General features: G+C 56.7%; 27 protein-coding genes and 1 other annotated feature. Of the genes, 8 read left to right on the plus strand and 19 right to left on the minus strand.

The features are described from left to right. Nucleotides 1-8: 8 nt before the first annotated feature. From nhaA to dnaK, 3 genes are all read right to left on the minus strand, one after another. Nucleotides 9-1,184: a Na+/H+ antiporter NhaA gene (nhaA, locus tag HMPREF3140_RS25625; protein WP_004192071.1), complete on the minus strand. Its 1,176-nt coding sequence runs from the start codon at nucleotides 1,182-1,184 to the stop codon at nucleotides 9-11. 177 nt (nucleotides 1,185-1,361) lie between these two features. Further along, nucleotides 1,362-2,495, minus strand: coding sequence for a molecular chaperone DnaJ (gene dnaJ, locus HMPREF3140_RS25630; RefSeq protein ID WP_002887955.1), 1,134 nt, complete (start codon nucleotides 2,493-2,495; stop codon nucleotides 1,362-1,364). A gap of 87 nt (nucleotides 2,496-2,582) precedes the next feature. Further along, nucleotides 2,583-4,499, minus strand: coding sequence for a molecular chaperone DnaK (gene dnaK, locus HMPREF3140_RS25635; RefSeq protein ID WP_032410792.1), 1,917 nt, complete (start codon nucleotides 4,497-4,499; stop codon nucleotides 2,583-2,585). A 385-nt stretch (nucleotides 4,500-4,884) separates the two neighbouring features. Between dnaK and HMPREF3140_RS25640 the strand changes: the two genes are divergently transcribed. From HMPREF3140_RS25640 to satP, 3 genes are all read left to right on the plus strand, one after another. Then, complete coding sequence (locus HMPREF3140_RS25640; protein WP_002887909.1) at nucleotides 4,885-5,289, plus strand: DUF2541 family protein; 405 nt, start codon at nucleotides 4,885-4,887, stop codon at nucleotides 5,287-5,289. Nucleotides 5,290-5,316: 27 nt separating this feature from the next. Further along, nucleotides 5,317-6,066, plus strand: a complete 750-nt coding sequence (msyB, locus tag HMPREF3140_RS25645) for an acidic protein MsyB (protein WP_023282157.1) — start codon at nucleotides 5,317-5,319, stop codon at nucleotides 6,064-6,066. A gap of 88 nt (nucleotides 6,067-6,154) precedes the next feature. Further along, nucleotides 6,155-6,721, plus strand: a complete 567-nt coding sequence (gene satP / locus HMPREF3140_RS25650; RefSeq protein WP_002887905.1) for an acetate uptake transporter — start codon at nucleotides 6,155-6,157, stop codon at nucleotides 6,719-6,721. 62 nt (nucleotides 6,722-6,783) lie between these two features. On the opposite strand, the gene HMPREF3140_RS25655 is transcribed toward satP, so the two are convergent. From HMPREF3140_RS25655 to tal, 3 genes are all read right to left on the minus strand, one after another. Beyond that, a complete protein-coding gene (locus tag HMPREF3140_RS25655) occupies nucleotides 6,784-8,088 on the minus strand; it encodes an MFS transporter (protein WP_004146012.1) in 1,305 nt (434 codons plus the stop codon). Between the two features lie 119 nt (nucleotides 8,089-8,207). Next, entirely contained in the window at nucleotides 8,208-8,795 is a 588-nt protein-coding gene (gene mog, locus HMPREF3140_RS25660; RefSeq protein ID WP_002887898.1) for a molybdopterin adenylyltransferase, read from the minus strand. Nucleotides 8,796-8,894: 99 nt separating this feature from the next. After that, a complete protein-coding gene (gene tal / locus HMPREF3140_RS25665; RefSeq protein WP_002887897.1) occupies nucleotides 8,895-9,848 on the minus strand; it encodes a transaldolase in 954 nt (317 codons plus the stop codon). Nucleotides 9,849-10,050: 202 nt separating this feature from the next. On the opposite strand from tal, the gene HMPREF3140_RS25670 reads away from it, so the two are divergent. Then, nucleotides 10,051-11,481 carry an alanine/glycine:cation symporter family protein gene (locus HMPREF3140_RS25670; RefSeq protein ID WP_002887871.1) on the plus strand — a complete coding sequence of 477 codons (1,431 nt, stop codon included), beginning with the start codon at nucleotides 10,051-10,053 and terminating at the stop codon, nucleotides 11,479-11,481. Nucleotides 11,482-11,558: 77 nt separating this feature from the next. Beyond that, nucleotides 11,559-12,332, plus strand: a complete 774-nt coding sequence (gene yaaA / locus HMPREF3140_RS25675) for a peroxide stress protein YaaA (protein ID WP_002887869.1) — start codon at nucleotides 11,559-11,561, stop codon at nucleotides 12,330-12,332. A 68-nt stretch (nucleotides 12,333-12,400) separates the two neighbouring features. Here the strand turns inward: yaaA and HMPREF3140_RS25680 are convergent, their stop codons facing one another. The 7 genes from HMPREF3140_RS25680 to yjjY form a co-directional block, all read right to left on the minus strand. Next, nucleotides 12,401-12,778, minus strand: coding sequence for a hypothetical protein (locus tag HMPREF3140_RS25680; RefSeq protein ID WP_002887866.1), 378 nt, complete (start codon nucleotides 12,776-12,778; stop codon nucleotides 12,401-12,403). A 315-nt stretch (nucleotides 12,779-13,093) separates the two neighbouring features. After that, entirely contained in the window at nucleotides 13,094-14,374 is a 1,281-nt protein-coding gene (thrC, locus tag HMPREF3140_RS25685) for a threonine synthase (protein WP_002887863.1), read from the minus strand. A 3-nt stretch (nucleotides 14,375-14,377) separates the two neighbouring features. Further along, a complete protein-coding gene (thrB, locus tag HMPREF3140_RS25690) occupies nucleotides 14,378-15,307 on the minus strand; it encodes a homoserine kinase (protein WP_032410787.1) in 930 nt (309 codons plus the stop codon). A gap of 1 nt (nucleotide 15,308) precedes the next feature. Continuing rightward, the gene (gene thrA, locus HMPREF3140_RS25695) at nucleotides 15,309-17,771 is read right to left on the minus strand and encodes a bifunctional aspartate kinase/homoserine dehydrogenase I (protein ID WP_032410785.1); all 2,463 of its coding nucleotides are present in this window, start codon (nucleotides 17,769-17,771) and stop codon (nucleotides 15,309-15,311) included. Nucleotides 17,772-17,796: 25 nt separating this feature from the next. Continuing rightward, nucleotides 17,797-17,914, minus strand: a sequence feature (Thr leader region). Continuing rightward, nucleotides 17,853-17,921, minus strand: coding sequence for a thr operon leader peptide (gene thrL / locus HMPREF3140_RS27975; protein ID WP_004222578.1), 69 nt, complete (start codon nucleotides 17,919-17,921; stop codon nucleotides 17,853-17,855). Its footprint overlaps the feature before it by 62 nt. Before the next feature lie 211 nt (nucleotides 17,922-18,132). Beyond that, nucleotides 18,133-18,819 carry a tRNA/rRNA methyltransferase gene (locus HMPREF3140_RS25705; protein WP_002887846.1) on the minus strand — a complete coding sequence of 229 codons (687 nt, stop codon included), beginning with the start codon at nucleotides 18,817-18,819 and terminating at the stop codon, nucleotides 18,133-18,135. Between the two features lie 396 nt (nucleotides 18,820-19,215). Continuing rightward, the gene (gene yjjY, locus HMPREF3140_RS28495; RefSeq protein WP_004146984.1) at nucleotides 19,216-19,356 is read right to left on the minus strand and encodes a YjjY family protein; all 141 of its coding nucleotides are present in this window, start codon (nucleotides 19,354-19,356) and stop codon (nucleotides 19,216-19,218) included. A gap of 95 nt (nucleotides 19,357-19,451) precedes the next feature. Between yjjY and arcA the strand changes: the two genes are divergently transcribed. Further along, entirely contained in the window at nucleotides 19,452-20,168 is a 717-nt protein-coding gene (gene arcA / locus HMPREF3140_RS25710; protein ID WP_002887843.1) for a two-component system response regulator ArcA, read from the plus strand. A gap of 62 nt (nucleotides 20,169-20,230) precedes the next feature. Here arcA and creD read toward each other — a convergent pair whose 3' ends face one another. Genes creD through creA form a run of 4 tightly spaced genes read right to left on the minus strand, consistent with a single transcriptional unit; the run spans nucleotide 20,231 to nucleotide 24,249 of the window. Beyond that, on the minus strand, nucleotides 20,231-21,589 hold the full coding sequence (gene creD, locus HMPREF3140_RS25715; protein ID WP_032410783.1) for a cell envelope integrity protein CreD: 1,359 nt from the start codon (nucleotides 21,587-21,589) through the stop codon (nucleotides 20,231-20,233). 60 nt (nucleotides 21,590-21,649) lie between these two features. After that, the gene (gene creC, locus HMPREF3140_RS25720) at nucleotides 21,650-23,074 is read right to left on the minus strand and encodes a two-component system sensor histidine kinase CreC (protein WP_002887823.1); all 1,425 of its coding nucleotides are present in this window, start codon (nucleotides 23,072-23,074) and stop codon (nucleotides 21,650-21,652) included. Then, nucleotides 23,074-23,763 (minus strand): two-component system response regulator CreB, encoded by a 690-nt coding sequence (gene creB, locus HMPREF3140_RS25725; RefSeq protein WP_032410780.1) that lies wholly within the window; start codon nucleotides 23,761-23,763, stop codon nucleotides 23,074-23,076. The genes creC and creB overlap by 1 nt, the downstream gene beginning before the upstream one ends. A 12-nt stretch (nucleotides 23,764-23,775) precedes the next feature. Continuing rightward, the gene (gene creA / locus HMPREF3140_RS25730) at nucleotides 23,776-24,249 is read right to left on the minus strand and encodes a protein CreA (RefSeq protein ID WP_002887814.1); all 474 of its coding nucleotides are present in this window, start codon (nucleotides 24,247-24,249) and stop codon (nucleotides 23,776-23,778) included. A 209-nt stretch (nucleotides 24,250-24,458) separates the two neighbouring features. Between creA and robA the strand changes: the two genes are divergently transcribed. Beyond that, on the plus strand, nucleotides 24,459-25,328 hold the full coding sequence (robA, locus tag HMPREF3140_RS25735) for an MDR efflux pump AcrAB transcriptional activator RobA (RefSeq protein ID WP_064186150.1): 870 nt from the start codon (nucleotides 24,459-24,461) through the stop codon (nucleotides 25,326-25,328). On the opposite strand, the gene gpmB is transcribed toward robA, so the two are convergent. Beyond that, nucleotides 25,325-25,972, minus strand: a complete 648-nt coding sequence (gene gpmB / locus HMPREF3140_RS25740) for a 2,3-diphosphoglycerate-dependent phosphoglycerate mutase GpmB (RefSeq protein ID WP_002887811.1) — start codon at nucleotides 25,970-25,972, stop codon at nucleotides 25,325-25,327. The genes robA and gpmB overlap by 4 nt on opposite strands. Before the next feature lie 113 nt (nucleotides 25,973-26,085). On the opposite strand from gpmB, the gene yjjX reads away from it, so the two are divergent. Beyond that, entirely contained in the window at nucleotides 26,086-26,601 is a 516-nt protein-coding gene (gene yjjX, locus HMPREF3140_RS25745) for an inosine/xanthosine triphosphatase (protein ID WP_004178555.1), read from the plus strand. On the opposite strand, the gene trpR is transcribed toward yjjX, so the two are convergent. After that, nucleotides 26,588-26,917 carry a trp operon repressor gene (trpR, locus tag HMPREF3140_RS25750; RefSeq protein ID WP_002887809.1) on the minus strand — a complete coding sequence of 110 codons (330 nt, stop codon included), beginning with the start codon at nucleotides 26,915-26,917 and terminating at the stop codon, nucleotides 26,588-26,590. The genes yjjX and trpR overlap by 14 nt on opposite strands. Nucleotides 26,918-26,991 lie beyond the last annotated feature (74 nt).

Raw genomic sequence — 26,991 nt, forward strand, 5'->3', positions numbered from 1 at the left:
CAGAAAGGTTATACCGCGAGGCGAGTATCCGTCACGCGCTGACGCAGTATGAGGTAGCCGACGACCGCTGATAGCACTGAGCCGATCAGGATGCCAAGCTTGGCCCAGTTGATCAACGCGGGATCCACGCTGCCAAAGGCCAGGGTGGCGATGAAAATCGACATCGTAAAGCCAATCCCGCACAGGATCCCCACCGCCATAATTTGCTTGCAGGTGGTTCCCTCCGGCAGCGAAGCCCACTTCAGCTTCAGGGCCAGCCAGCAGAACAGGCTAATCCCCAGCGGCTTACCGATAAACAGGCCAGCCATAATGCCCAGCGGCAGGAGCGACGTCAGCCCGGCAAGGGTGACCCCCTGCAGTGAGACCCCCGCGTTCGCGAAGGCAAACAGCGGCAGGATCATAAACGCCACCCACGGGTGCAGGACATGCTCAAGCGCTTTGGCCGGCGACTTGCCATGCTTTTCTTCGAGCGGGATCATAAAGCCGACAATCACCCCGGCAAGGGTCGCGTGAACGCCAGACTTCAGCACCGCCGTCCACAGCACCGCGCCAACCAGAATATAGATCCCGGTACGCCGCACGCCGCTCAGATTCAGGGCCACCAGCACCGCGATCGCCGCCGCCGCCACGCCCAGCGAGAGCATGGACAGGTCGTGGGTATAAAACAGCGCGATAATCACGATAGCCCCGAGGTCATCAATAATCGCCAGTGCCATCAGGAAAATCTTCAGCGCCGTCGGGACCCGGCTACCTAACAGCGCCAGCACGCCGAGGGCAAAGGCAATATCCGTCGCCGCCGGGATCGCCCACCCTTCTCTGGCGACAGGATCCTGGGCGTTAAAGGCCAGGTAGACCAGGGCCGGGACGATCATGCCGCCCAGCGCGGCTATCACCGGGAAGACCGCCTGACGGCGGCTCGCCAGCGACCCCTGAATCAGCTCACGCTTGACCTCCAGGCCAATCAGCAAAAAGAACACCGCCATCAGGGCATCATTGATCCATAACAGCATGTTCTTGTTGATCTCCAGCGCGCCCACACGCAGCTGTACTGGCGTCTCAAGGAAGGAGTGATACAGACCGCTGGTCACGCTGGTATTGGCCATCACCATCGCCAGCGCGGCGGCGATAATTAAGACAATGCCGCCGGAAGCATCGCTACTAAAGAATCGTTGCAGATGTTTCACTTTTACTTTCATCCTGTTGGTGAATAACTCGATAAAAGCATAATACACACACTGATAACTCGAAAAAATCAGATTTAAGTTGCGCTGATATTCGCTTTTTACGAGTTAAAGGGGAGTTCTAAGGCGAAAAAAAGCCCGGGCAGCAAAGGCCCGGGCCGGATATCAACAAAGGCGGAATTAGCGGGTCAGGTCGTCGAAGAACTTCTTCACGCCGTCAAAGAAGCTTTTCGAACGCGGGCTGTTGTTTTCCCCGGTCGGACCGCCGAAGCTCTCCTGCAGCTCTTTCAGCAGCTGCTTCTGCTTCTCATTCAGCCCCACCGGCGTCTCCACCACCACGCGGCACAGCAGATCGCCCTGCGCGCCGCCGCGAACGGATTTCACGCCTTTTCCACGCATGCGGAACAGCTTGCCGGTCTGGGTTTCACCTGGAATTTTCAGGTTCACGCGGCCGTCGAGCGTTGGGACCTCGATCTCACCGCCCAGCGCCGCCATGGTGAAGTTGATCGGAACTTCGCAGTACAGGTTATTGCCTTCACGCTCAAAGATAGCGTGCTGCTTCACCTGAACCTGAACGTACAGATCGCCTGCCGGCGCGCCATGTTCGCCGGCCTCGCCTTCGCCCGCCAGACGGATCCGGTCACCGGTATCCACGCCCGCCGGAATTTTAACCGACAGGGTTTTGGTCTTTTCTACGCGGCCATGGCCATGACATTTATTGCACGGATCTTTAATCAGCGTACCGCGTCCCTGGCAGTGCGGACAGGTCTGCTGTACCGCAAAAAAGCCCTGGCGCATCTGCACCTGGCCTGCGCCATGACAGGTCGGACAGGTCTGCGGTTTGCTGCCGGCCTTGGCGCCGCTGCCGTGGCAGACGTCGCACTCTTCCAGCGTCGGAATACGGATCTCTTTAGTGACGCCGCGCACCGCTTCTTCCAGCGTCAGCTCCATGTTGTAACGGAGATCGGCGCCGCGTGCCGCGCGCTGACGACCACGTCCGCCGCCAAAGATATCGCCGAAAACATCGCCAAAGATATCGCTGAAGTCGGCACCGCCGCCAAAACCGCCGCCGCCGCCCATGCCGCCCTGTTCGAAGGCCGCGTGGCCGTACTGATCGTAGGCCGCACGCTTCTGGGCATCAGTCAGGATTTCATACGCTTCTTTGATTTCTTTAAATTTGGCTTCAGCCTCTTTATCACCCTGGTTGCGGTCCGGGTGATATTTCATGGCCAGGCGCTTATAAGCCTTTTTGATTTCACGCTCTTCCGCTGTTTTGGAAACGCCTAAAATCTCGTAGTAATCTTGCTTTGCCATCGGTGTTTTTCAGCCCCTTAACATGCGTGCACGGGCGGAGAGGAAACCTCTTCGCCCGTGCCAGTGTTTTACCCGTTCAAAGGGCGATTATTTTTTATCTTTCACTTCTTCGAACTCAGCGTCGACAACATCGTCGTCTTTCGCGTTGCTCGCCTGAGCGTCAGCGGAACCCGCCTGCTGCTGAGCGTGCTGCTGCTGAGCAATTTCCATCAGCTTCTGAGAAGCCTGCGCCAGCGCCTGCATTTTCGCTTCGATATCCGCTTTGTCTTCGCCTTTCAGAGAAGATTCCAGCGCGGTCAGCGCAGACTCAATGGCAGTTTTGTCGTCAGCCGGCAGTTTATCGCCTGCTTCTTCAACCTGCTTACGAGTGCTGTGCAGCAGATGGTCGCCCTGGTTGCGGGTCTGGACCAGCTCTTCGAACTTACGGTCAGATTCGGCGTTAGCTTCTGCTTCGCGAACCATTTTCTGAATTTCTTCTTCATTCAGACCGGAAGACGCTTTGATGGTGATCTTCTGCTCTTTACCGCTGTTTTTGTCTTTCGCGGAGACGTGCAGGATACCGTCAGCATCGATGTCGAAGGTCACTTCGATCTGCGGCATGCCGCGCGGCGCCGGGTTAATACCATCCAGGTTGAACTGACCCAGAGATTTGTTATCAGACGCGCGTTTACGCTCACCCTGCAGCACATGGATGGTTACCGCAGACTGGTTGTCTTCAGCGGTAGAGAACACCTGGCTGTGCTTGGTCGGGATGGTGGTGTTTTTGTTGATAAGCGCAGTCATCACGCCGCCCATGGTTTCGATACCCAGCGACAGCGGGGTTACGTCGAGCAGCAGAACGTCTTTCACATCGCCAGTCAGTACACCGCCCTGAACGGCAGCACCGATCGCCACGGCTTCATCCGGGTTAACGTCTTTACGCGGTTCTTTACCAAAGAACTCGGCCACTTTCTTCTGCACCATCGGCATACGAGTCTGACCACCAACGAGGATCACGTCGTTGATATCGGAAACGGACAGACCGGCATCCTGCAGAGCGACTTTCAGCGGCTCGATGGAACGGTTAACCAGGTCTTCTACCAGGCTTTCCAGTTTCGCGCGAGTCACTTTGATGTTCATGTGTTTCGGACCGGTCGCGTCTGCAGTGATGTACGGCAGGTTAACGTCGGTCTGCTGAGCAGAAGACAGTTCAATCTTCGCTTTCTCAGCGGCTTCTTTCAGGCGCTGCATGGCCAGCGGGTCGTTGCGCAGGTCAATGCCCTGATCTTTCTTGAACTCATCAACGAGGTAGTTGATCAGACGAGTATCGAAGTCTTCGCCGCCCAGGTGGGTATCACCGTTGGTCGCCAGAACTTCAAAGGTTTTTTCGCCATCAACTTCGTCGATTTCGATAATCGAGATATCGAAAGTACCACCACCGAGGTCGTAAACCGCGATAGTACGGTTGCCCACTTCTTTATCCAGACCGTAAGCCAGCGCGGCCGCGGTTGGTTCGTTGATGATACGTTTAACTTCCAGACCGGCGATACGGCCGGCATCTTTGGTTGCCTGACGCTGCGCATCGTTAAAGTAAGCCGGTACGGTGATAACCGCTTCAGTTACCGGTTCACCCAGGTAATCTTCAGCCGTTTTCTTCATTTTCTTCAGCACTTCAGCAGAGATCTGCGGCGGTGCAGTTTTGGTGCCTTTCACATCCAGCCATGCGTCGCCATTGTCTGCGGCAACAATTTTGTATGGCATGATAGAAACGTCACGCTGAACTTCTTCGTCCTGGAAGCGGCGGCCAATCAGGCGTTTAATCGCAAACAGGGTGTTTTGCGGGTTTGTCACTGCCTGACGTTTAGCCGGCTGACCAACCAGAGTTTCACCATCCTGGGTATAGGCAATGATAGAAGGCGTGGTGCGATCGCCTTCGGCGTTCTCCAGCACGCGTGCAGTAGTGCCATCCATAATCGCTACACAAGAGTTGGTAGTACCCAGGTCGATACCAATAATTTTACCCATCTAAACGTCTCCACTAAAAATTCGATCAACATGTGGTTGTGAACCTGTAATAAGGGCGAAACGTGCGGTTTCAACTGCCCAGACATCATTTTTTTTCAGGTTCTTCACTGCGGTTGACTACAAGATGGGGTCGCCCACTCCGGCATCAAGGGGCAAGCATAAAAATTTTTTGCCTCGGATTCGCACAGGGTTACGGATGACTTGCCGAACAAGGTTGTTGGATGGCAAAAACGACGGCGAAATATACATACAAAAAACGGATTAAAATAGGAAATACATTCATAATATCATTGACATAACCCGCAATACTTGCGCGCTAAAAGCCCCGTTTTCGCAGTGATAAACTTCCCCGCCATCGCACTTCGCTTATTCAGGGGACAAATTAATGAAATCGCTATACCGGCTTTCCGTAGGGCTTATCCTCGGCGTGTCATTTATCACCTCGGCGGCCGCTAACGACCATAAAATTCTCGGCGTGATAGCTATGCCGCGCAATGAAACCAACGACCTGACGCTGACGCTTCCTGTCTGCCGGGTGGTCAAACGCATTCAGCTCAGCGCCGACCGCGGCGATGTACAGCTCTCGGGGGCGACGGTCTACTTTAAGGCCAGCCGCGGCGCCAGCCACACGCTGAACGTCCCCGCCGGGATCAAAGAGGGCAGCACCACCGGCTGGATCAACATCAATAGCGATAACGACAACAAACGTTGCGTGAAGAAAATCGCCTTCTCCGGCCACACGGTGCACTCCTCAGATATGGCATCACTGAAAATTATCGGCGATGACTAACGTCGCCCCTGCCCGAGAGAAAACGTTATGCATATTAATTACCTGGAGGATGACGATCTCGCCTTTCTGCCTGAGTGCAGCGAGGCGCATCTGGAAGCCTTTACCCGCATTCTGACCCACGGGGAAAATGGCAAACCCCGTCTCTCCAGCACGCTCCTGCGCAACGAGACATTTTTAGCGATGGAGGGGCACCCGGAGCGTTATCGCCGCAACTGGCAGCTAATCGCCGGTGAGCTACAGCATTTTGGCGGCGATAGCATCGCCAACACGCTGCGCCGCCATGGCAAATTTTATCGCGCGATCCTGCTGGATGTATGTAAACGACTGAAAGCGAAGGTCGACAAACAGCTGTCGACGCCGCAGATCGAGCAGCAGTTGCTGGCGCATTTTCTGCAGCACAGCTGGAATAAACTGAACGCGGAGCAAAAAGCGCACTTTCTCGCCGCGGTGGAGTGCCGGAGCCATGAGCTGGACAGCCTGATGGCTCATCTGCTGAGGCATCGCAAGCTAAGCGAAGGCGTCACTTTGTTGCTGGACGAACGCTTAACCGCCATCCTGCGCACGCACGCCGCGGTGAGCGTCATCGGTCATGGCCTGGTACGCGGCGCCGGGCTGGGCGGACCGCTCGGCGCCGCACTGAACAGCGTGAAAGCGGTGAGCGGCAGCGCCTACCGGGTCACCATCCCCGCGGTCCTGCATATTGCCTGTTTACGGCAAATGCTCCAGCCGCCGTCAGACACCGCGGAAATTGGTGAAAAATACCCCGCCAGATCATAGACAGCCCATCAGCGCCTCATTATTATGCCGCGCCCCGCCGCCAAGTCGCGGGGTAATGCTTCCCTTTTAATGATAATTTTGAGGAATTATGGGCAACACTAAGTTGGCTAATCCGGCACCGCTGGGCCTTATGGGCTTCGGCATGACCACTATTCTGCTTAACCTGGCGAATAGCGGCCTGTTCGCATTCGATGTAGCTATCCTGGCGATGGGCATTTTTTACGGCGGCATTGCGCAAATTTTTGCCGGCCTGCTGGAATACAAAAAAGGCAACACTTTTGGCTTAACCGCTTTTACCTCCTACGGCAGCTTCTGGCTGACGCTGGTGGCGATTCTTCTGATGCCGAAGATGGGCCTGGCAGACGCGCCAAACGCGCACTTCCTCGGTATGTACCTCGGCCTGTGGGGCGTCTTTACCCTGTTTATGTTCTTTGGCACCCTGAAGGCAGCCCGCATGCTGCAGTTTGTCTTCCTGAGCCTGACCGTACTGTTCGCGCTGCTGGCGATTGGCCATTTGGCCGATAACGAAGGCATTGTGAAGGTAGCCGGCTGGGTCGGCCTGATTTGTGGCGCCAGCGCTATTTACCTGGCGATGGGTGAAGTGCTGAACGAACAGTTCGGCCGCACCGTGCTGCCGATCGGCGAACCGCGCTAATCTTCCGCCGCCGTCCGGTCACAGGGCGGCGGCAGGTCATTATCAGCATCAGCTAGCCATCGTTAACGCTGCAGCTCCCCTTCCGGCATCCCCGTCGGCGCCGTCAGCTCCTGACGCAGCCAGATACCTAATCCCAGCCCCATCAGCGACAGGGCCAGCACATACCAGGCCGGCGCCATCGGCGACACCCCCATCAGCATGGTGACCGCAATCGGCGTCAGGCCGCCAAAGATCGCGTACGACAGGTTGTAGGAGAAAGAGATGCCGGTGAAGCGTACTTCCGCCGGGAAGGCCCGCACCATCACATAGGGCACCGCCCCCACCACGCCGACGCACAGCCCCACCGTACCGTAGAGCAGAAACAGCCGCTGCGGGCTGGCGCCGGCAAGATGGTAAAATGCCCAGCTGGCAACCGCCAGCAGCAGGCTGCCGACGATAAAAGTGCGGCTGGCGCCGAAGCGGTCCGCCGCCAGCCCGGCGAGCAGACAGCCGATGCACAACATAATGGTGGCGATGCTGTTGGCCTGCAGGGTAATGGCCGGCGCAAAACCATAGTGCTTCTGCAGCCAGACCGGCGACATCAGGATCACCACCACCACGCCAGCCGACAGCAGCCAGGTCAGCAGCATAGAGATCACCACCGCCTTCTGGTGCTTGAGCGCCACCGCTTTTACCGGCAGCTCCTGCGCCAGCGCTTTGCGCTGCTGCATCTCAAGAAAAATCGGCGTCTCCTGCAGCCAGCGGCGCAGATACATCGCTATCAGACCAAATACGCCGCCCAGCAGGAAGGGGATCCGCCAGCCGCCGTCGTGGATCCCCTGCGGCGTCAGACTGGTATTGATAAGCGTGGCCACCACCGACCCCAGCAGAATGCCAACCGTCAGGCCGGCCGTCAGCGTGCCGCAGGCGATACCAATGCGTTTTTCCGGGACATGCTCAGCGACAAACACCCAGGCGCCTGGAACTTCACCGCCGATCGCCGCTCCCTGCAGAATACGCATCAGCAGCAATAGCAGCGGGGCGATGATACCTACCGAGCTATAGGTCGGTAGCAGACCGATCGCCAGGGTTGGCAGCGCCATCAGCAGGATGCTGAGGGTGAACATTTTCTTGCGCCCCACCAGATCGCCAAAGTGGGCCATGATGATGCCCCCCAGCGGACGCGCCAGGTAACCGGCGGCGAAAATGCCAAAAGTTTGCACCTGGCGCAGCCATTCGGGAATATCCGCAGGGAAGAAGAGCTCGCCGACGACGGCGGCGAAGAAAACGAAAATGATAAAGTCATAAAACTCCAGCGCGCCGCCCAGGGCGGCCAGCGTCAGCGTTTTATAATCCTGGCGGTTGAGCGGTCGGTTTGCATATGACATAACGCAATTTCATCCTGAGGTGTGCAGCGTGTTTTATAGTGTGTAAAGTAAAAATCACTATATCGTAAATAAAACGGCACACCATTAGCGATGCAGGTTATATCAAAAATGCATCAAATTCAGGATAAAGTTTCGCGTCTGGCGCTCTTGGGACGAAAAGCTTCTACTACACGGCCATCGGTTTCCACATAAGGCCCTTCAAGCAACTGTACACAATAAGGTACACTTGCGAAAATACCGTGCACCAGCACGTTGCCGTCAGCATCTTTCACCCCTTCCAGAGTCTCCTGAATTGCTTTCGGTTGCCCGGGAAGGTTGAGGATCAGCGCCTGCTTGCGGATCACACCGACCTGCCGGGAAAGGATAGCCGTCGGCACAAAGTGTAGGCTAACCTGGCGCATTTGCTCGCCGAAGCCCGGCATCTCGCGATCGGCGATCGCCAGCGTTGCGTCGGGCGTCACATCGCGACGCGCAGGGCCGGTTCCGCCGGTGGTCAGCACCAGATGGCACCCCATTTCGTCAACCAGTTCGCACAGCGTTTGCTCAATGATGGCCTGCTCATCCGGAATCAGACGGGTTTGCAGCTCGAAAGGGGTGGTCAGGGCGCGTGCCAGCCACTCTTCCAGTGCCGGGATGCCTTTGTCCTGATAGACGCCGCTGGAGGCGCGATCGGAAATGGAAACTAAGCCGATTCGTAAGGTATTCATGGTTATTCCGTTCAAACTGTGGCGTTAAACGAAATGATACACTGCCGGAGGCGGGACAGACAGTGTAATGTGGCCGACGGGCGTCGGCCACCTGCGCGATTACAGCAGTTCGTCGATCATTTTTTCCAGTTTTTCCTGGTCGATCGCAAACTTACGGATACCTTCCGCCAGTTTGTCTACCGCCATCGGATCCTGGTTATGCTGCCACAGGAACTCAGATTCGGTAATACGCTCCGGACGCGCTTTCACTTCACCGGTATATACCAGCTTACGCTCAACGGCGCCTTCGCTTTCGGACAGCTCTTTCAGCAGCGCCGGGGCGATGGTCAGGCGGTCACAGCCAGCCAGTTCCAGAATTTCGCCAACGTTACGGAAGCTTGCGCCCATCACGACGGTTTCATAGCCGTGCTGCTTGTAATACTCGTAGATTTCGCTGACGGAAACCACGCCCGGATCTTCTGCCGGTGCGTACTCTTTCTTGTCGGTGTTGGCTTTGTACCAGTCGAGGATACGGCCAACGAACGGCGAAATCAGGAAGACGCCCGCTTCGGCGCAAGCGCGAGCCTGAGCGAAGGAGAACAGCAGCGTCAGGTTACAGTTAATGCCTTCTTTTTCCAGCTGTTCAGCGGCGCGAATGCCCTGCCAGGTGGAGGCCAGTTTGATCAGAATGCGATCGTTGCTGATGCCCGCGTCGTTGTACAGCTTGATGATGCGCTTGGCTTTCGCGATAGACGCTTCGGTGTCATAGGAGAGACGTGCGTCCACTTCGGTGGAGATACGGCCCGGGATCAGTTTCAGAATTTCGAGACCGATGTTCACCGCCAGCTTATCGGAAGCATCGAGGATCTGCTGCGCGCGATCGCTGCTCTGGCTACGAGCCCAGGCGACAGCGTCGTCAATCAGCTTACGGTACTCAGGGATCTGAGCCGCGCCGAGAATCAGGGAAGGGTTAGTGGTGGCATCCTGAGGCTGATACAGCTTCATTGCCGCAATATCTCCGGTGTCAGCGACGACAGTGGTGTACTGACGCAGAGAAGTTAATTTATCCGTCATGATATATTTCTCTTAAACAGCAGTTAAGGGGATGTAACCGGTCTGCCCAGATGATAACACGCTGCCGGGTCAGCGCAACCGCCGACGAGAGAAGAGCGCAGAGTGTGATAAACTATGCAGATTAATTTGCTGAAAGCGAAAGGATTGTCACTTAATTGGTAACGCTTACACTGGCGTACCGGCATGGACAAGAGGATGTTTAATGCCTGATTTTCTCTCATTTATCAATGAAATACTCTGGGGCTCAGTGATGATTTATCTGCTACTGGGCGCCGGTATCTGGTTTAGCTGGCAAACCCGGGGTATTCAGTTTCGTTACGTGCGCAAATTCGGCCGCAGTCTAAAAAAAAGCCTGCACCCGCAGCCGGGTGGTTTAACGTCCTTTCAGGCGCTCTGTACCAGCCTTGCCGCCCGGGTCGGCAGCGGCAATCTTGCCGGGGTGACGCTGGCGATCGCCGCCGGTGGGCCCGGCGCCGTATTCTGGATGTGGGTTTCCGCCCTGCTCGGCATGGCCAGCAGCTTTGCTGAATGTTCCCTTGCTCAGCTGTATAAAGAACGCGATAGCCGCGGACAGTTTCGCGGTGGCCCTGCCTGGTACATGGCGCGCGGGCTCGGCATGCGTTGGATGGGCGTCCTGTTTTCGATCCTCCTCCTGCTGGCCTATGGTTTTATCTTCAATACCGTGCAGGCTAACTCCGTGGCCCATGCCTTGCGCTATGCGTTCGATCTGCCGGCGGCGGTCAGCGGCGGCGTGCTGGCCGTTGTCGTTTTGCTGGCGATCCTCCGTGGTTTACGCGGCGTGGCGCGTCTGATGCAATGGATCGTTCCCTTTATGGCGCTGTTGTGGATCGCCACCAGCCTGCTCATCGGCCTGTGGCACATCACCGCCCTGCCGACGATTTTCGCCACCATCTTTCGCTGCGCCTTCGGCTGGCAGGAGGCCGCCGCCGGCGCGGTGGGCTACACCATCAGCCAGGCGCTGACCAGCGGCTTCCAGCGCGGCATGTTCTCCAATGAAGCAGGGATGGGCTCTTCGCCTAACGCCGCCGCGGCCGCCGCCTCCTGGCCGCCGCACCCGGCGGCGCAGGGGATCGTGCAGATGATTGGCGTGTTTATCGATACTATCGTGATCTGTACCGCAAGCGCGATTATCGTCATGCTGGCGCCGCGGCCCGACAATGAATATACGCTCAACGGTATTCAGGACTTGCAACACGCGATGAGCGTGCTGGTCGGCGGCTGGGGAGCGGGTTTTATCGCCCTCATCGTGCTGCTGTTCGCCTTTAGCTCTATCGTAGCCAATTACGTGTACGCGGAAAATAATCTGGTCTTCCTGCGCCTGGATAAGCCGCGCTATATCTGGGGGCTGCGAATACTCACCGTCCTGATGGTGCTGTTGGGGACCATGGTTAGCCTGCCTGTCGTCTGGCAGAGCGCGGATATCATCATGGCGCTGATGGCGATGACCAACCTGACGGCCATTCTGCTGCTCTCCCCGACGGTGCGGATTATCGCCAGCGATTATCTGCGTCAGCGGCGGCTGGGTATCCAGCCGACTTTCGATGCCACTCGTTACCCGGATATTGACCAACAGCTGGCCCCGGGCGCCTGGAATGAATTGCCGCGCGAATAGCGCGGCAATTGCAGCTATCGATCCCACCATGCACTTTTTTTGTTAAAATTCGTCGAAATTACCTGCAAGGACTGGATATGCTGATTCTGATTTCACCTGCTAAAACGCTCGATTATCAAAGCCCGCTGGCAACGACTCGCTATACCCAGCCCGAACTCCTCGAGTATTCTCAGCAGCTTATCGGCATCGCCCGTAAGCTGAGCGCACCGCAAATCGGCAAGCTGATGAGCATTAGTGACAAGCTGGCGGATCTAAACGCCACCCGCTTCCACGACTGGCACCCTGACTTTACGCCGCAAAATGCCCGCCAGGCGATCCTCGCCTTTAAAGGCGATGTCTACACTGGCCTGCAGGCAGAGACGCTCACCGAGGACGACTTTGACTTCGCCCAGCAGCATCTGCGCATGCTCTCCGGGCTGTATGGCGTGCTGCGCCCGTTAGACCTGATGCAGCCCTACCGCCTGGAGATGGGGATCCGTCTGGAAAATCCGCGCGGCAAAGATCTGTACCAGTTCTGGGGGGATACCATTACCGAGAAGCTGAATCAGGCGCTGCGCGACCAGGGCGACGATATCGTCATCAACCTGGCTTCCGATGAATATTTTAAATCGGTGAAAACGCCAAAATTGCAGGGTCAGCTGATCAAGCCGGTATTCCTCGATGAGAAGAACGGCAAATTCAAAGTGATCAGTTTTTATGCGAAGAAAGCCCGCGGCCTGATGAGTCGCTACATTATTGAAAACCGCTTAACCCAGCCGGAGCAGCTCAAAGCTTTTAATAGCGAAGGCTATTTCTTTGATGCGGATGCCTCAGAGAAAGGCGAACTGGTGTTTAAACGCCACGAGCAGTAACACGTTACGGTAATAAAAAAGGGGAGTCATTCCCCTTTTCAATATAATTAAGCAGATTATTACTTATTTTAACGCACCCAGTTTTCCACCACGCCTTTTTCATCGAAGAAAATCATCAGCGAGTTCGAATCTTTTTGGCTGGACTTATCGACCGCATCGGCAGCTTGCGATGCCCCGGTTACCGGGATCATGGAACCCGCGAGGCTGACCAGGTTGATCCCTTTATCTACTGAATAATACCAGCTCTCTTTACCCGACGCCGTCACCGTCGTATGACCAGAATCCGGGGCACCAAAATACTGACGAACCTCGGCCTTGGTGGTTTTTCCGACAATGAGATGTTGTTTCAGATAGGCTGGCGTTAATTTATCTTCATTACCGCCAATCGTTGTCCCGGAGCAGCCTGTTAAAGCGAACACCACCAAAAAAAGAGATAAAATACGCATGTTTCCTCCTTGAAAACCTTGTGCATTAACAATGCATCTATAACAAATGATATCTATAGCTGCTTCATAATAAAATCAGCAGCATAAATATAAGCAGCATGAAATAATAAATAAAAAAGATAATCCAGTGGAATTATCCGGCAAAGAGGACAATCCGTAAAAGAGTTTGCAATAAAAGCAGTGCGCTGACAATAAAATAGTGTGGGGAATTTTATGGAGAGAAATTTTGCTGATATGGAAAAAGTGCGTTAAATATAAAAACCGGGCAATAGCTGCCCGGTTTGGTTGATCATGTTGCCGATATTATTGCCTGGCTTAGCCCATCATCAGCTTACGCAGCGCGGCGAAATCCGCCGGCAGGTTGTGAGACAGCAGCGGCAGGTCGGCGCGGTCGGCCAGCTCCTTCGGCAGCGGCAGAGTCTCCTGCAGGATCTCCTCCACGCTCTCTTTGAACTTCGCCGGATGGGCGGTGCCGAGGAACAGGCCGTACTCTCCCGGCTGCAGCTGATCGCGCAGCGCGCGCCAGGCAATCGCCGCATGCGGTTCAGAGATGTAGCCGATGGCCTTCAGCTCGCGCATCGCTGCTTTGGTGGTCTCATCATCGACCGCGGCATAGCCCAGCTCGCTGAGACGCCAGATTTTACGGCGGAACAGCTCTTCAACGCGCGGCCAGTTGTTCGGCTGGCTGACGTCCATGGCGTTGGACAGCGTCGCCTGGGTGGCTTTTGGCGCCCACTCGCCGCCCTGCAGATAGCGCGGAACGGTGTCGTTGGCGTTGGTGGCGGCGATAAAGCGCTTGATCGGCAGCCCCAGCGACTTGGCCAGCAGACCGGCGGTCAGATCGCCGAAGTTGCCGCTCGGCACGGAAATCACCAGCTGATTGCGGGCTTCCTGCGGCAGCTGCGCCGCCGCTTCGAAGTAGTAACAGATCTGCGCCAACAGGCGGCTGATGTTGATGGAGTTAGCCGAGTTGAGACCCAGCGTCGCCTTCAGCTCTTCATCGTCAAACGCCTGCTTCACCAGCGCCTGGCAGGCATCAAAGTCGCCATCAATCGCCACGGTTTCAATATTGCCGCCGAGGGTACAGAACAGCTTCTCCTGCAGCGGACTGATCTTGCCGCGCGGATAGAGGATCACTACCTTGACGTTCGGCAGGCCGTAGAAAGCATGCGCCACCGCCGCCCCGGTGTCGCCAGAGGTCGCGGTGAGGATGGTGACCGGCTTATCGCCTGCGATGTGGGTCAGCATCTGCGCCATAAAGCGGCCGCCGAAATCCTTGAACGCCAGCGTAGGGCCATGGAACAGCTCCAGACAGCCGACATCTTCCTGAACCTTGCTTACCGGCGCCGGAAACGCAAACGCCGCGCGCACCCGCTGCTGCAGGACATCCTGCGGGATCTCATCGCCGATAAAGGCGGATAAAATTTTGGCGCTACGGGTGACAAAGTCCTGCGCCAGCATGTCGTCAATTTCAGTCAGGCTGAATTCCGGCAGATCGTGCGGAAAGAACAGGCCCTGATGCTTGCCAAGTCCCTGGGTGACGGCCTGCGCAAAGCTGACCTGCTCGTTATGATCTTTTAAGTTATACAGTTTCATTGGTTATCCCACTACGCGTGCGCCCGCCGTGTCCAGCCGGCAAATATGAACAAAGCCTTCCTGATTCTGCAGATAGTGCGCGCCAAGCCAGTCGGCGACGCGCTGTGCGGTATCCGGTTTATCACACAACGCGAACAGCGTTGGGCCAGAGCCGGAGATGCCGCAAGCCTGGGCGCCCATCTCCATGGCCGCCTGACGCGCTTCGCTAAAGCCCGGCAGCAGTTTGGTTCGGTACGGTTCGGCAATCACATCTTTCATCAATTTTGCCGCCAGCTGCGGCTGGCGGGTGTAGCAGGCGTGAATAAAGCCCGCGAGGTGGCGACCATGGGTGATACAATCCTGGCGGCGATACTGCGCCGGCAGAATCGCCCGCGCTTCAGCAGTAGAGACTTTAATCCCCGGATAGGCCAGCACCCACAGCCACTCATCAAACCCGGGCACCTGCTGACTGATAATCCCATTCTCTTCGATCATCAACTGCATGCCGCCAAGATAGCACGGCGCCACGTTGTCGTAGTGAATGCTGCCGGAGATACGCCCTTCCATCTCTCCCATCAGCGCCAGCATGCGCGTCTCGTTCAGCGGCTTGCCGCAGAACTCGTTCATGGCCACCAGCGCAGCGACCACCGAGCAGGCGCTGGAACCCAGCCCGGAGCCAATCGGCATGTTTTTTTCCAGCGTCATCGCCACCGGCACCGTCTTGCCGATCTCCCGGCAAAAGCTTTCCCAGCACTGGTAAACAATGTTCTCCTGCGGCGCCGTCGGCAGTTTGCTGGCGAAGCGTCCAAGATTCTGCAGGCTAAATTGCTCCGCCGCTTCGACAGTGACGTTGTCGCCAAGCAGCGTGCCATCGACCGGCGTGACCGCCGCGCCCAACACATCAAACCCGACGCTCATATTGGCACTGGAAGCCGGGGCATATACTTTGACCATCTTAAACTCCTAACTTCCAGGACAGGGTGCGCAGCAGGTCGGCGAATACGCCGGCCGCCGTGACGTCGTTCCCGGCGCCATAGCCGCGCAGCACCAGCGGCAATGGCTGATAATAATGGCTATAAAAAGCCAGCGCGTTCTCACCATTCTTAACTTTGAACAGCGGATCGTTGCCGTCAACCGCGGCTATTTTTACCCGGCAGGTACCATCCTCTTCGATGTTACCGACGTAGCGCAAGACTTTACCTTCATCGCGCGCCTTAGCAACCCGCGAGGCAAAACCATCGTCCAGCGACGGCAGGCGGGCCATAAAGGTCTCGACATCGCCGCTGGCGTCGAAGTCCGGCGGCAGCGCCGACTCGACGATAATGTCCGCCAGCTCCAGTTCACGCCCGGTCTCACGGGCCAGAATCAGCAGTTTACGCGCCACATCCACCCCGGATAAATCGTCGCGTGGATCCGGCTCGGTATACCCCATCTCACGGGCCAGCGCCGTCGCCGCGGAGAAACTCACCCCCTCGTCCAGCTTGCCGAAGATAAACGACAGGGAGCCGGACAGGATCCCGGAGAAGTGGCGCAGCTCATCGCCGGCGTTGAGCAGGTTCTGCAGGTTCTCAATCACCGGCAGGCCCGCGCCAACGTTAGTGTCATAGAGGAACTTACGCCGCGAGCTGCTGGCCGCATGGCGCAGCTGGTGATAGTAATCCAGCGAAGAGGTATTGGCCTTTTTGTTCGGCGTCACAACATGGAAACCTTCGCGCAGGAAGTCGGCATACTGATCGGCGACCGCCTGGCTGGAGGTACAGTCGACGATCACCGGATTGAGCAGGTGGTACTCTTTCACCAGGCGGATCAGGCGGCCAAGATTAAACGGCTCTTTCGCCTCCGCCAGTTCCGCACTCCAGTTTTCCAGATTCAGGCCATGCACGCTGGTCAGCAGCGCCTGAGAATTGGCTACACCGCAGACGCGCAGATCGATATGTTTGTTCTTCAGCCACCCCTGCTGGCGCTTGATCTGCTCTAGCAGCGCGCCGCCGACGCCGCCGACGCCGATGACAAACACTTCAATCACCTGATCGGTGTTGAACAGCATCTGATGGGTCACGCGCACGCCGGTGGTGGCGTCGTCATTGCTGACCACTACCGAAATTGAGCGCTCGGAAGAGCCCTGGGCAATCGCCACGATATTGATATTGGCGCGGGCCAGCGCCGCAAAGAATTTCGCCGAGATACCGCGCAGGGTACGCATTCCGTCGCCCACCACGGAGATGATCGCCAGACGCTCCATAATCGCCAGCGGCTCCAGCAGCCCCTCTTTCAGCTCCAGATAAAACTCATCTTCCATCGCCCGTTTGGCACGTGCGCAGTCGCTCTGCGGCACGCAGAAACTGATGCTGTACTCGGAAGAAGATTGAGTGATCAACACCACCGAGATGCCGGCGCGGGACATGGTGGCGAAGACGCGGGCCGCCATGCCGACCATCCCTTTCATCCCCGGCCCGGAGACGTTGAACATCGCCATGTTGTTGAGGTTAGAGATGCCTTTCACCGGCAAATCGTCCTCGTCGCGGCTGGCGCCGATAAGCGTTCCCGGCGCCTGTGGGTTGCCGGTATTTTTAATCAGGCATGGGATTTGGAACTGGGCGATAGGGGCGATGGTGCGCGGGTGCAGCACTTTCGCGCCAAAGTAGGAGAGCTCCATCGCCTCCTGATAAGACATCGATTTCAGCAGGCGCGCATCCGGCACCTGACGCGGATCGCAGGTGTACACTCCGTCGACATCGGTCCAGATTTCGCAGCAGTCAGCGCGCAGGCAGGCGGCCAGTACCGCAGCCGAGTAGTCGGAGCCGTTACGCCCCAGCACCACCAGCTCGCCTTTCTCATTGCCGGCGGTAAACCCGGCCATCAGGATCATATGGTCTGCCGGGATCTGGCTGGCGGCAATGCGGCGGGTGGATTCGGCGATATCGACGGTGGATTCCAGATAGTGGCCCACGGCAAGCAGTTTTTCGACCGGGTTAATGACACTGACTTTATGTCCACGGGCTTCCAGCAGACCCGCCATGATGGCGATGGAGAGCTTTTCGCCGCGGCAGATCAGCGCGGCATTGACGCTGTCCGGGCACTGACCCAGCAGGCTGATGCCGTGCAGAACATGCTTAATCTGAGCAAATTCCTGCTCCACGAAGGCTTTTAACTGGGCAAGCGGGAAAGCGGGCTGGGCGTCGGCAAGGCCCTGAAGAAGTTCGGCAAAAATGCGTTCGGCGTCGGCAATATTGGGGAGGGCATCCTGGCCGCCAATGGTCTTTTCAATCATCGCTACCAGGTGGTTAGTGATCTTCGCCGGGGCAGACAGGACCGTCGCTACCTGCCCCTGCCTGGCATTACTCTCCAGAATATCGGCAACCCGCAGAAACCGTTCCGCATTTGCCACTGATGTACCGCCGAACTTCAACACTCGCATGGTTCTTACCCCTTGATCTCTTGTCAAAAAAAAAGCCCGCACTGTTCAGGTGCGGGCTTTTTTCTGTGTTTCCTGTACGCGTCAGCCCGCACCGTTACCTGTGGTAATGGTGGTGGTGATAATGGTGGTAATCATGCCGATGCGATTCATGGATGTTGTGTACTCTGTATTTTTATCTGTCTGTATGTCCTGCCTATATTGGTTAAAGTATCTGCCGTCTTAAGTCAATGAATTTCTCAATTTGCCCCATTTCAGCAGGCTTACGTATTTTCCCGCTGCCGTGAGAAAAAACATCCAGATCGGCGGAAAACCAGCCCATAGAACAGCATACACATCCATAAATAAAAAATATTACAGAGTTTTATTCTGGCAGGTTTTTTTCAATATCATGCAGCAAACGATGCAACATTGCCGTGTCACGCTGCTGCAGCAGGCCCAGCCGTTGCGACAACCAGTCGGCCAGTTTGGCATCATCCTCCACGCCCAAACGCGAAAGTAACGCCAGGGTACGAGTACGTAAGGCCTGCAGCTGATGATGGTCTGCCGCAGCGGCGGCGGGCGCCGTTTGTTGCATTAGCGATGCTAATTGATAACAGTAGACCATCACCGACTGGCCGAGATTCAGCGACGGATAATCCGCAGCCATCGGCACACCGGTCAACACATCAGCCAGCGCCAGCTCCTCATTGGTCAATCCGGCGTCCTCACGACCAAATACCAGGGCAGTATGGTTCATCCACTGCGCCTTCTCCTCCAGCAGCGGCAACAGCTGCTGCGGCGTGGCGTAATAGTGAAAACGTGCGCGGCTGCGGGCGGTGGTGGCGACGGTAAAATCAACGTCATGCAGCGCCTCGGCAAGGGTGGGATAGGTGGTGATACCATCGAGGATGTCGCCTGAGCCATGTGCCACCCAGCGTGCCGGCGGCGCCAGGTGGGCTTCGCTATCGACGATCCGTAGTTCGCGAAATCCCATGGTTTTCATCGCCCTGGCGGCAGCGCCGACGTTCTCGGCCCGGGCAGGACCGACTAAAATAATCGTTAAACGCATTGCGGTTTCTTTCTCTCTCTCAGGCGTTATCGAGGCGCAGCGCCCCCCATTTTACGCGGTGAAAATTTACAAATTTGCAACAAAAATCACTAAAATTGCGTTTTCTTACCCATAAAAAAATCTAAACTGTTCTCAGGAGGCCGTGACAAGGAGTATGTTAACAGAACCCATTTATCCATATGATGGGCAATGCAATTTCATCTGATGCATCGTTTCAGGCTTTGGATTCACTGTATTTATTAATTTATCCACGCAACTAGTTGAGCCTGGTAAAGATTGTGACTATAAAGAGCATGGCGATGCAATGATTTCACAAGACTGTTAACGTGCTACAATTGAACTTGATATATGTCAACGAAGCGTAGTTTTATTGGGTGTTCGGCCTCTCTTAGCCTGTTATGTTGCTGTTAAAATGGTTAGGATGTCAGCCGTTTTTGACACCGTCGGGTCCAGAGGGAAAGTACCCACGACCAAGCTAATGATGTTGTTGACGTTGATGGAAAGTGCATCAAGAACGCAATTACGTACTTTAGTCATGTTACGCCGCGCATGTTAATTTGCGACATGCAGCAGGCAGGTCAGGGACTTTGGTACTTCCTGTTTCGATTTAGTTGGCAATTTAGGTAGCAAACATGCAGACCCCGCACATTCTTATCGTTGAAGACGAGTTGGTAACACGCAACACGTTAAAAAGTATTTTCGAAGCAGAAGGTTACGATGTATTCGAAGCGACCGATGGCGCGGAAATGCATCAGATCCTGTCTGAAAATGATATCAACCTGGTGATCATGGATATCAACCTGCCGGGTAAAAATGGTCTTCTGCTGGCGCGCGAGCTGCGCGAGCAGGCTGACGTCGCGCTGATGTTCTTAACCGGCCGCGACAACGAAGTGGATAAGATCCTTGGCCTCGAAATCGGCGCTGACGACTATATCACTAAACCGTTTAACCCGCGTGAACTGACTATTCGCGCGCGCAACCTGCTCTCCCGTACCATGAACCTCGGTACCGTGAGCGAAGAGCGTCGCAGCGTGGAAAGCTACAAGTTCAACGGCTGGGAACTCGATATCAACAGCCGTTCCCTGGTTAGCCCGAACGGCGAACAGTACAAGCTGCCGCGCAGTGAATTCCGCGCGATGCTGCACTTCTGCGAAAACCCGGGCAAAATTCAGTCTCGTGCCGAGCTGCTGAAGAAAATGACCGGTCGCGAGCTGAAGCCGCATGACCGTACCGTTGACGTGACCATTCGTCGGATTCGTAAACACTTCGAATCCACTCCGGATACCCCGGAAATCATCGCTACCATTCACGGTGAAGGCTACCGTTTCTGTGGCGATCTGCAGGAATAATACGATTTATTCCGCAGCCATGATGCGAAAACGGCGCCCCAGGGGCGCCGTTTTTTATGCCGTCACTCTTTCCAGAGACGCAGCTTATCGTCATCGGCAGCCGGTGTCGGAGGCACTGTGCCTTTCGGCAGCGATAACGCATACCAGTCCACGCGACGGGTCAAAAACATCAGGACGCTCAGCGCCAGCGCCAGCACCCCGGTACCCAGCAGCAGCGCGCTATCCTCAGAATGCAACAGAAACCACATCACGCCATCCAGCAGCAGTAGCGCGGCGACAAACAGCAGGCTGTTACGCCATCCTCTGAGCACCGCCTGAAGGTAGATCCCATTCATCACCGCGCCAGACAGGCTGGCCGCCAGCCAGGCGGCGGTAAAACCAATGTGCTCTGAGAGCGCCAGCAGCACCAGGTAAAACAGCACCAGCGATAAACCCACCAGCAGATATTGCATCGGATGCAGGGGACGACGGGTCAGGCTCTCGAACACGAAAAAAGCCATAAAGGTCAGCCCGATTAACAGGATGGCATATTTTGTCGCCCGATCGGTTAGCTGGTACTGGTCGGCAAAGGACATCACATCGGCACTGAACGCCGGCAGTCGCGACCATGGGATCTCCATATCATCCTTGAAATAGCTCCCCATATCGTTGGCGAACCAGCTGCTTTGCCAGTGGGCGCGATAGCCGGCAGCACTCACTTCCCGTTGCGTTGGCAGGAAGCTGCCGAGAAAACCGGGATGCGGCCAGTTACTGGTCAGCTGCAGCTCGCTGTTACGCCCGAGCGGCACCAGTGAAAACTCACCCGTCCCGTTCAGATCGAGTGAAAAGGCAATCTCAAGCGGCTTGTTGTCCTCCGCCAGCGCAGGCATTGGCATATGAATACCTGCGCCATCGCCGCTTATCCCCAGCCCCGGCTCCACGCTTAATACGTTACCGTTGACCTCCGGGGCATGGATGGCGCCAATGCCGCGGGCATCGCCGACGCTCACCACCAGCCGCGGCTGGCCTAAGACGATATTCGTTTTTCTCAGCGCCGCCAGACGCAGCGGATCAAACGAGGCCTTAATCTGCAAGACGTTATGCCAGACCTGGCCGCTGTAGATACCTACCCTCCTCGACTCCACGGTCTGTTTGCCGGCGACCGCCAGCGACTCCGGCAGCCAGTAATACACCCAGCTCCGCTGATAGTTGACCTCTTTTTGGTTCTCCATGCGGGTCAGGGTCTCGGTTATCGGAATAGCGATCAGCGGTCCGGCGAGTTTTTGCGAGCCGCTGGTGCTTTGCTCAATGGCGTCCACCACTTCGCTACGATAATCCGCTCGTTCATTAATAAGCTCCCTGACCATCATTAACGGCAAAGATAGCAGCACAATACAGCCTATTAACGTGGTGATTTTCCAGAATAACGGTGATTTCAACATAGCCTTTCTCCCTATCGTGATGGCCTCACAATAGGACGGCTGTGTGGGGAGAATTTGAAGCTATGTGAAGGGACGGTGAAGTCGCAGCGTGGCGACCACGCCGCCTTCGGGCCGATTGTGCAGATTGATATCGCCGTGATGCAGGCGCGCGACTTCACGAACGAACGCCAGCCCAAGGCCGCTGCTCTTATGGCCGTCTTCGCGCGGCAGCGAATAGAATCGCTCAAAGATTCGTTCCAGGGCATAGTCCGGAATACCGCACCCGTTGTCGATAACGCTCAATTGCACCTCTTCATTTCGCTTCTCCGCAGCCAGGGCGATCTCACCGCCCTGGGGGGTAAAGTCAATCGCGTTGTCGAGCAGATTACCCAGCGCCTGGGCCAGCAGCTCGCCATCGCCATTGACCAGCATCCCACTCTCCCGCCAGCGCAGGGTGATAGCTTTCGCCGCCAGAGCGATGTTGCGCTCCTCCGTCAGCCGTTGGTATAGCGCATCTATCGACACCGGATGCTGCTTTATCTCCAGCCGGCTTTCCAGTCTCGCCTGCTGGAGCAGCCGCTCCACCAGCAGTTGCATCCGGGTGTTTTGCGCGAGGATATTATCAGTAAACCGCGCCGCCACCTCAGGCGGCGGCCCTTCACGCAGGATCTCCGCCGCGCCGCGGATGGCCGCCAGCGGGCTTTTCAGTTCATGGGTCAGGTCATAGACATAGTTTTCGATGGCATTCTTACCTTCGAGCTTTACCCGCATGCTCTCCAGAGCCTGGGCCAGCTTGCGCAATTCGCTGCTGCCAACCTCCGGCAGCGGCAGCGGGCGCTCAGCGGTCACCGAGTCCGCATAGCGCACCAGCTTGCCGATAGAGAAATTGATCCACCAGACGACGCCGCCGCCAATCAACAGCGCAATGCCCAGCAGGGCGCCGCCGGCCCAGAGGATCCGCCGCTCGCTGCGCTTAATGACCGGCGTCATCGCCAGGTTGGGTTTACCGACGCTCAGCACGCCGATAATCCGCCCCTTATCCATCACCGGCGCGGCGATATACATCACCGAGCTGGCTTCATCATGCGGATCGCTGCGCGTACTGCGCGCGCCGTACTGGCCGCGCAGGGTGAGCCAGACATCGTTCCAGCGCGAATAGTCCTGCCCTGTCGCCTGCCCGCTGGAGTCAAACACCACCTTGCCCCGGGCATCGGTCAGATAGACGCGGTACTCATTACGTACCTTTTTAATTCCGCCAATATTGGCGTTGAGCGGCTGCTGGTTGAGCTGGTGAAAGGCCTGCGCCAGCCTGCCCTGCTGCGGGTTTGCCGCCAGCAGATCCTCACGCGCCAGCGCCGCCAACAGGGTAGCGGTATCATTGAGGGTCCCCTCTGTCGCCCGGCGCACGCCCGGCTTCACTTCCTGGACAAAGATCGACAGCACAAACCACGCGGCGATCGCGACGATAAGAAAATAGCCCAGCAGCAGGCGCATGCCGATACGCATCAGCCGCTCCCCAGGCTGTAGCCCATACCGCGATGGGTATTGATTGGCGCCTTTTCAGGATTCACAGCCCGCAGCTTAGCGCGCAGGGTTTTGATATGGGTATCGACGGTACGGTCGAGGCTTTCCCAGGCATCGATCCACACCAGCTCCATCAGCTGCTGACGGGAGAAGACGCGACCGGGCGCGTGAAGCAGGGTTTTCAACAGCAGAAATTCGTAGCGAGTCAGATTCAGCGGCTGGCCGAACCAGCTGATCGCCGCCGCCTGCTCATCGAGCACAAACTCGCCGACGCGTACCACCGGCGATGGCGCGGCAAACTTCTGCAGCCGCCGCAGCACGGTTCGCACCCGCGCGCAGACTTCGCGTGGTGAAAACGGCTTGGCGATGTAATCGTCAGCGCCGATTTCCAGCCCCAGCAGCTTATCGACCTCGTCGCTACGCGCCGTCAAAAACAGCACCGGCAGCGCCGGATAACGCGTCAGCAGACGCCGACAGAGCTCGAAGCCGCTGATATCCGGCAAGCCGACGTCGAGGATGGCGACATCTGGCGCCTGATGCGCCGCCGCCTCCAGCGCGGGCAAACCGCGGCCAAAGACGCTGACCTGGAAGCCCTCCTGCTGCAGCATGTAAACCAGGGTATCAGCGATACTCTGTTCATCCTCAACTAACCAAATCCGTGGCTGCTGCATGCGCGCTCCCGTTTATTTATTCCATGGCATGATCGGCACGGCGCTGATGGCGTTCTTCGGCGAGCCATCAACCACTTTATCCGAGTAGGTCAGATAGACCAGCGCATTGCGCTTCGCATCATAGAAACGCACGACCTGCAGTTTTTTAAACACCAGCGAGGTGCGCTTCTGGAACACCACGTCGCCCTGGCTTTTACCGTTTTTGATTTTGTCCGTTAGCTCAATCGGCCCGACCTGCTGGCAGGAAATCGCCGCGTCAGAGGTATCTTCCGCCAGCCCCAGCCCGCCTTTGATGCCACCGGTTTTCGCCCGGCTGATATAGCAGGTCACGTTCTGTACATCCGGATCGTCAAAGGCTTCGACGACGATTTTGTGATCCGGCCCTAACCATTTGAAGACCGTATCCACGGAACCAATCTGCTCCGCCTGAGCCAGCTGGCTACCGGCCAGCAGGAGCAGCCCCATCGCAAACTTCTTGTATTTCATATTGTTACCATTATTAAAAAATATAGCTGAGTGATTATCACGCACTTAGCAGAAAAGGTTTATAGATCACAGCTTTACAAAATTATCGTTCAAATCCCCTGACCTACCGCATTTAAAAGCAAAAAAAACACTGAATGCTAAAACATCAAAAAATGCTATTATCCGCTACTTTAATATCAGGCACCTGTGTTTAAGGATGGGGACATTTTATGGATCAAGCAGGGATTATTCGCGATCTCCTTAGCTGGCTGGAAGGTCACCTGGATCAGCCGCTTTCTCTGGATAATGTGGCGGCGAAGGCAGGTTATTCCAAGTGGCATTTGCAGCGAATGTTTAAGGATGTCACCGGCCATGCCATCGGTGCCTATATTCGCGCGCGCCGCTTGTCGAAATCTGCTGTCGCATTACGCCTGACCGCCCGTCCAATCCTTGATATTGCGCTGCAGTACCGTTTCGACTCCCAGCAGACCTTCACCCGAGCGTTTAAGAAACAATTCTCGCTGACGCCGGCGCTCTACCGCCGCTCGCCGGACTGGAGCTCGTTCGGTATGCGCCCGCCGCTGCGTCTTGGCGAATTTATCCTGCCGAAACATGAGTTTATCACTCTGCCCCCTACTCAGCTGCTTGGCGTGACCCAGAGCTATACCTGTAAGCTCGAGGAAATCTCCGATTTTCGTAACCAGATGCGGGTCCAGTTCTGGCGAGACTTCCTCGGCAACTCACCGTCAATCCCCCCGGTGCTCTACGGGCTGCATGAGCCGCGTCCGAGCCTGGAAAAAGACGATGAGCAGGAAGTATTCTATACCACCGCGCTGACGCCGGAGATGGCTAACGGCCACCTGCAGCATGCCCATCCAGTGACCCTGGAGGGCGGCGAGTATGTCATGTTTACGTATGAAGGGCTGGGTACCGGTCTGCAGGAATTCATCCTGACCGTCTACGGCACCTGCATGCCGATGCTGAACCTGACGCGTCGCAAGGGGCTGGATATTGAACGCTTCTACCCTGAAGATGAAAGCCGGGATCAGGCCACGCCGATTCAGTTGCGCTGCGAGTATCTGATCCCGATCCGCCGTTAACGCTGCAGCTCGTCCATTGCGGGGGCGTCAAGATGCGAGACGTCGCCCGCCGTTTCCACCACCCAGCCGGAAGCCAGCCACGGGCTTTGCTGATAGTCGACGCGCGAAATAGAGCAGTTGCGCAGCCGCAGACGACGCTCAGCGTACGCCGGCAGCCCTAATATCGTGCTCACCAGGCAGCCCAGCGCGATCCCATGACTCACCAGCAGCGGCCGGCTACCGGCGGGTAATTCCAGACAGGATGCCAGCGCCGCATGCATACGCTCGCTGAGCTCCTGCATCGATTCGCCCTGCGGAATACGACCGTCCGGTGTGCCGTTGACCAGCTGGCGACGCCAGCCTTCTTCTTCTTCGCTGAGCGAGTCGATATGGCGCTTCTCCAGCACCCCCATATCCAGTTCGCGCAGGCGCGCATCGGCGATCACGCTGCAGCCGCAGGCTTCGGCGATAATCTCTGCTGTGCGGCGGGTTCGTCCCAGATCGCTGGTAATAATATGGGTGATCCCCAGCGTTCTGGCGCGCTCGCCAACCTGCCAGGCCTGGCGCTCACCATGGGCGGTCAGCGGGCTGTCGGACTGACCCTGAATACGTCGCTCGGCGTTCCACTGCGTTTCACCGTGGCGAACAAGGTATACTTGTAACATGCTTTTTTTCCGTTCTGGACTCGTTATCAACCGCTTTCGGGCATTACCGCCTGCCCTCGGGGTGATTTAGAGTATACTGCGATGACGTTAGTTTATTCTGAGTTGTTTTGATTATGCACCATGTTGTCTCAGCGACCACTAATCCCGCCAAAATTCAGGCAATTCTGCAGGCTTTTGACGAGATTTTCGGCGAAGGATCCTGCCACATTGAGTCCGTCGCCGTCGAGAGCGGCGTGCCGGAACAGCCCTTCGGCAGCGAGGAAACGCGCGCTGGCGCACGAAATCGCGTCGCCAATGCGCGCCTTGCCCGGCCAAATGCCGATTTCTGGGTAGCTATCGAAGCCGGTATCGACGATGACAGCACCTTTAGCTGGGTGGTCATCGAAAGCGCCAGCCAGCGCGGAGAAGCGCGCTCAGCCACGCTGCCGTTGCCTGACGTTATTCTTGAGCAGGTTCGCGCTGGCGAAGCCCTCGGCCCGGTCATGTCGCAGTATACCGGCATCGATCAGATCGGTCGTAAAGAGGGGGCGATTGGGGTTTTCACCGGCGGCAGATTAACCCGCAGCAGCGTTTACCACCAGGCGGTCGTGCTGGCGCTAAGCCCGTTCCATAACGCTATTTATCGCTAGCCAGCAGCGTCTGCTCCAGCCACTGGCGCAGCTCTACCGGCGCCGATTTCAGGCTGTTCGACCCGCGGGTAATGGTCGCAATTCCGGCGCCGAGCTCATTTTTCAGCTCACGCTGGCTCATCTCGCCGCGCAGCAACTCTTCGATAATGCGCACCCGGGTACCCAGGGCTTCGCGCTCGTCGGGCGTCAGCATCAGCTGCAGCAACGGCAGATGCAGATCCTCAGCATAGGCCTGCTGAAGCAGGGCAACAAAGCGCAGCCACTCCTGATGACGTTGTTCGGCAACGGCCGCGGAATAGGGAGATTGTTGGGTCATATCGCGCCACCATATTGAGACGGGCAGCTTACGCTGCCCGTCGAATGTACTCTTCAACGAGTACAAAGCATAAC

The sequence above is a fragment of the Klebsiella sp. HMSC16A12 genome (assembly GCF_001808265.1).
GTDB classification, from domain to species: Bacteria; Pseudomonadota; Gammaproteobacteria; order Enterobacterales; family Enterobacteriaceae; genus Klebsiella; species Klebsiella pneumoniae.

Bases quoted from the DNA above. Each gene is read 5' to 3' on its own strand.
- dnaJ (WP_002887955.1), bottom strand. From the start codon at position 2,495: ATGGCAAAGCAAGATTACTACGAGATTTTAGGCGTTTCCAAAACAGCG.
- dnaK (WP_032410792.1), bottom strand. From the start codon at position 4,499: ATGGGTAAAATTATTGGTATCGACCTGGGTACTACCAACTCTTGTGTA.
- HMPREF3140_RS25640 (WP_002887909.1), top strand. From the start codon at position 4,885: ATGAAATCGCTATACCGGCTTTCCGTAGGGCTTATCCTCGGCGTGTCA.
- msyB (WP_023282157.1), top strand. From the start codon at position 5,317: ATGCATATTAATTACCTGGAGGATGACGATCTCGCCTTTCTGCCTGAG.
- satP (WP_002887905.1), top strand. From the start codon at position 6,155: ATGGGCAACACTAAGTTGGCTAATCCGGCACCGCTGGGCCTTATGGGC.
- HMPREF3140_RS25655 (WP_004146012.1), bottom strand. From the start codon at position 8,088: ATGTCATATGCAAACCGACCGCTCAACCGCCAGGATTATAAAACGCTG.
- mog (WP_002887898.1), bottom strand. From the start codon at position 8,795: ATGAATACCTTACGAATCGGCTTAGTTTCCATTTCCGATCGCGCCTCC.
- tal (WP_002887897.1), bottom strand. From the start codon at position 9,848: ATGACGGATAAATTAACTTCTCTGCGTCAGTACACCACTGTCGTCGCT.
- HMPREF3140_RS25670 (WP_002887871.1), top strand. From the start codon at position 10,051: ATGCCTGATTTTCTCTCATTTATCAATGAAATACTCTGGGGCTCAGTG.
- yaaA (WP_002887869.1), top strand. From the start codon at position 11,559: ATGCTGATTCTGATTTCACCTGCTAAAACGCTCGATTATCAAAGCCCG.
- HMPREF3140_RS25680 (WP_002887866.1), bottom strand. From the start codon at position 12,778: ATGCGTATTTTATCTCTTTTTTTGGTGGTGTTCGCTTTAACAGGCTGC.
- thrC (WP_002887863.1), bottom strand. From the start codon at position 14,374: ATGAAACTGTATAACTTAAAAGATCATAACGAGCAGGTCAGCTTTGCG.
- thrB (WP_032410787.1), bottom strand. From the start codon at position 15,307: ATGGTCAAAGTATATGCCCCGGCTTCCAGTGCCAATATGAGCGTCGGG.
- thrA (WP_032410785.1), bottom strand. From the start codon at position 17,771: ATGCGAGTGTTGAAGTTCGGCGGTACATCAGTGGCAAATGCGGAACGG.
- HMPREF3140_RS25705 (WP_002887846.1), bottom strand. From the start codon at position 18,819: ATGCGTTTAACGATTATTTTAGTCGGTCCTGCCCGGGCCGAGAACGTC.
- yjjY (WP_004146984.1), bottom strand. From the start codon at position 19,356: ATGACTAAAGTACGTAATTGCGTTCTTGATGCACTTTCCATCAACGTC.
- arcA (WP_002887843.1), top strand. From the start codon at position 19,452: ATGCAGACCCCGCACATTCTTATCGTTGAAGACGAGTTGGTAACACGC.
- creD (WP_032410783.1), bottom strand. From the start codon at position 21,589: ATGTTGAAATCACCGTTATTCTGGAAAATCACCACGTTAATAGGCTGT.
- creC (WP_002887823.1), bottom strand. From the start codon at position 23,074: ATGCGTATCGGCATGCGCCTGCTGCTGGGCTATTTTCTTATCGTCGCG.
- creB (WP_032410780.1), bottom strand. From the start codon at position 23,763: ATGCAGCAGCCACGGATTTGGTTAGTTGAGGATGAACAGAGTATCGCT.
- creA (WP_002887814.1), bottom strand. From the start codon at position 24,249: ATGAAATACAAGAAGTTTGCGATGGGGCTGCTCCTGCTGGCCGGTAGC.
- robA (WP_064186150.1), top strand. From the start codon at position 24,459: ATGGATCAAGCAGGGATTATTCGCGATCTCCTTAGCTGGCTGGAAGGT.
- gpmB (WP_002887811.1), bottom strand. From the start codon at position 25,972: ATGTTACAAGTATACCTTGTTCGCCACGGTGAAACGCAGTGGAACGCC.
- yjjX (WP_004178555.1), top strand. From the start codon at position 26,086: ATGCACCATGTTGTCTCAGCGACCACTAATCCCGCCAAAATTCAGGCA.
- trpR (WP_002887809.1), bottom strand. From the start codon at position 26,917: ATGACCCAACAATCTCCCTATTCCGCGGCCGTTGCCGAACAACGTCAT.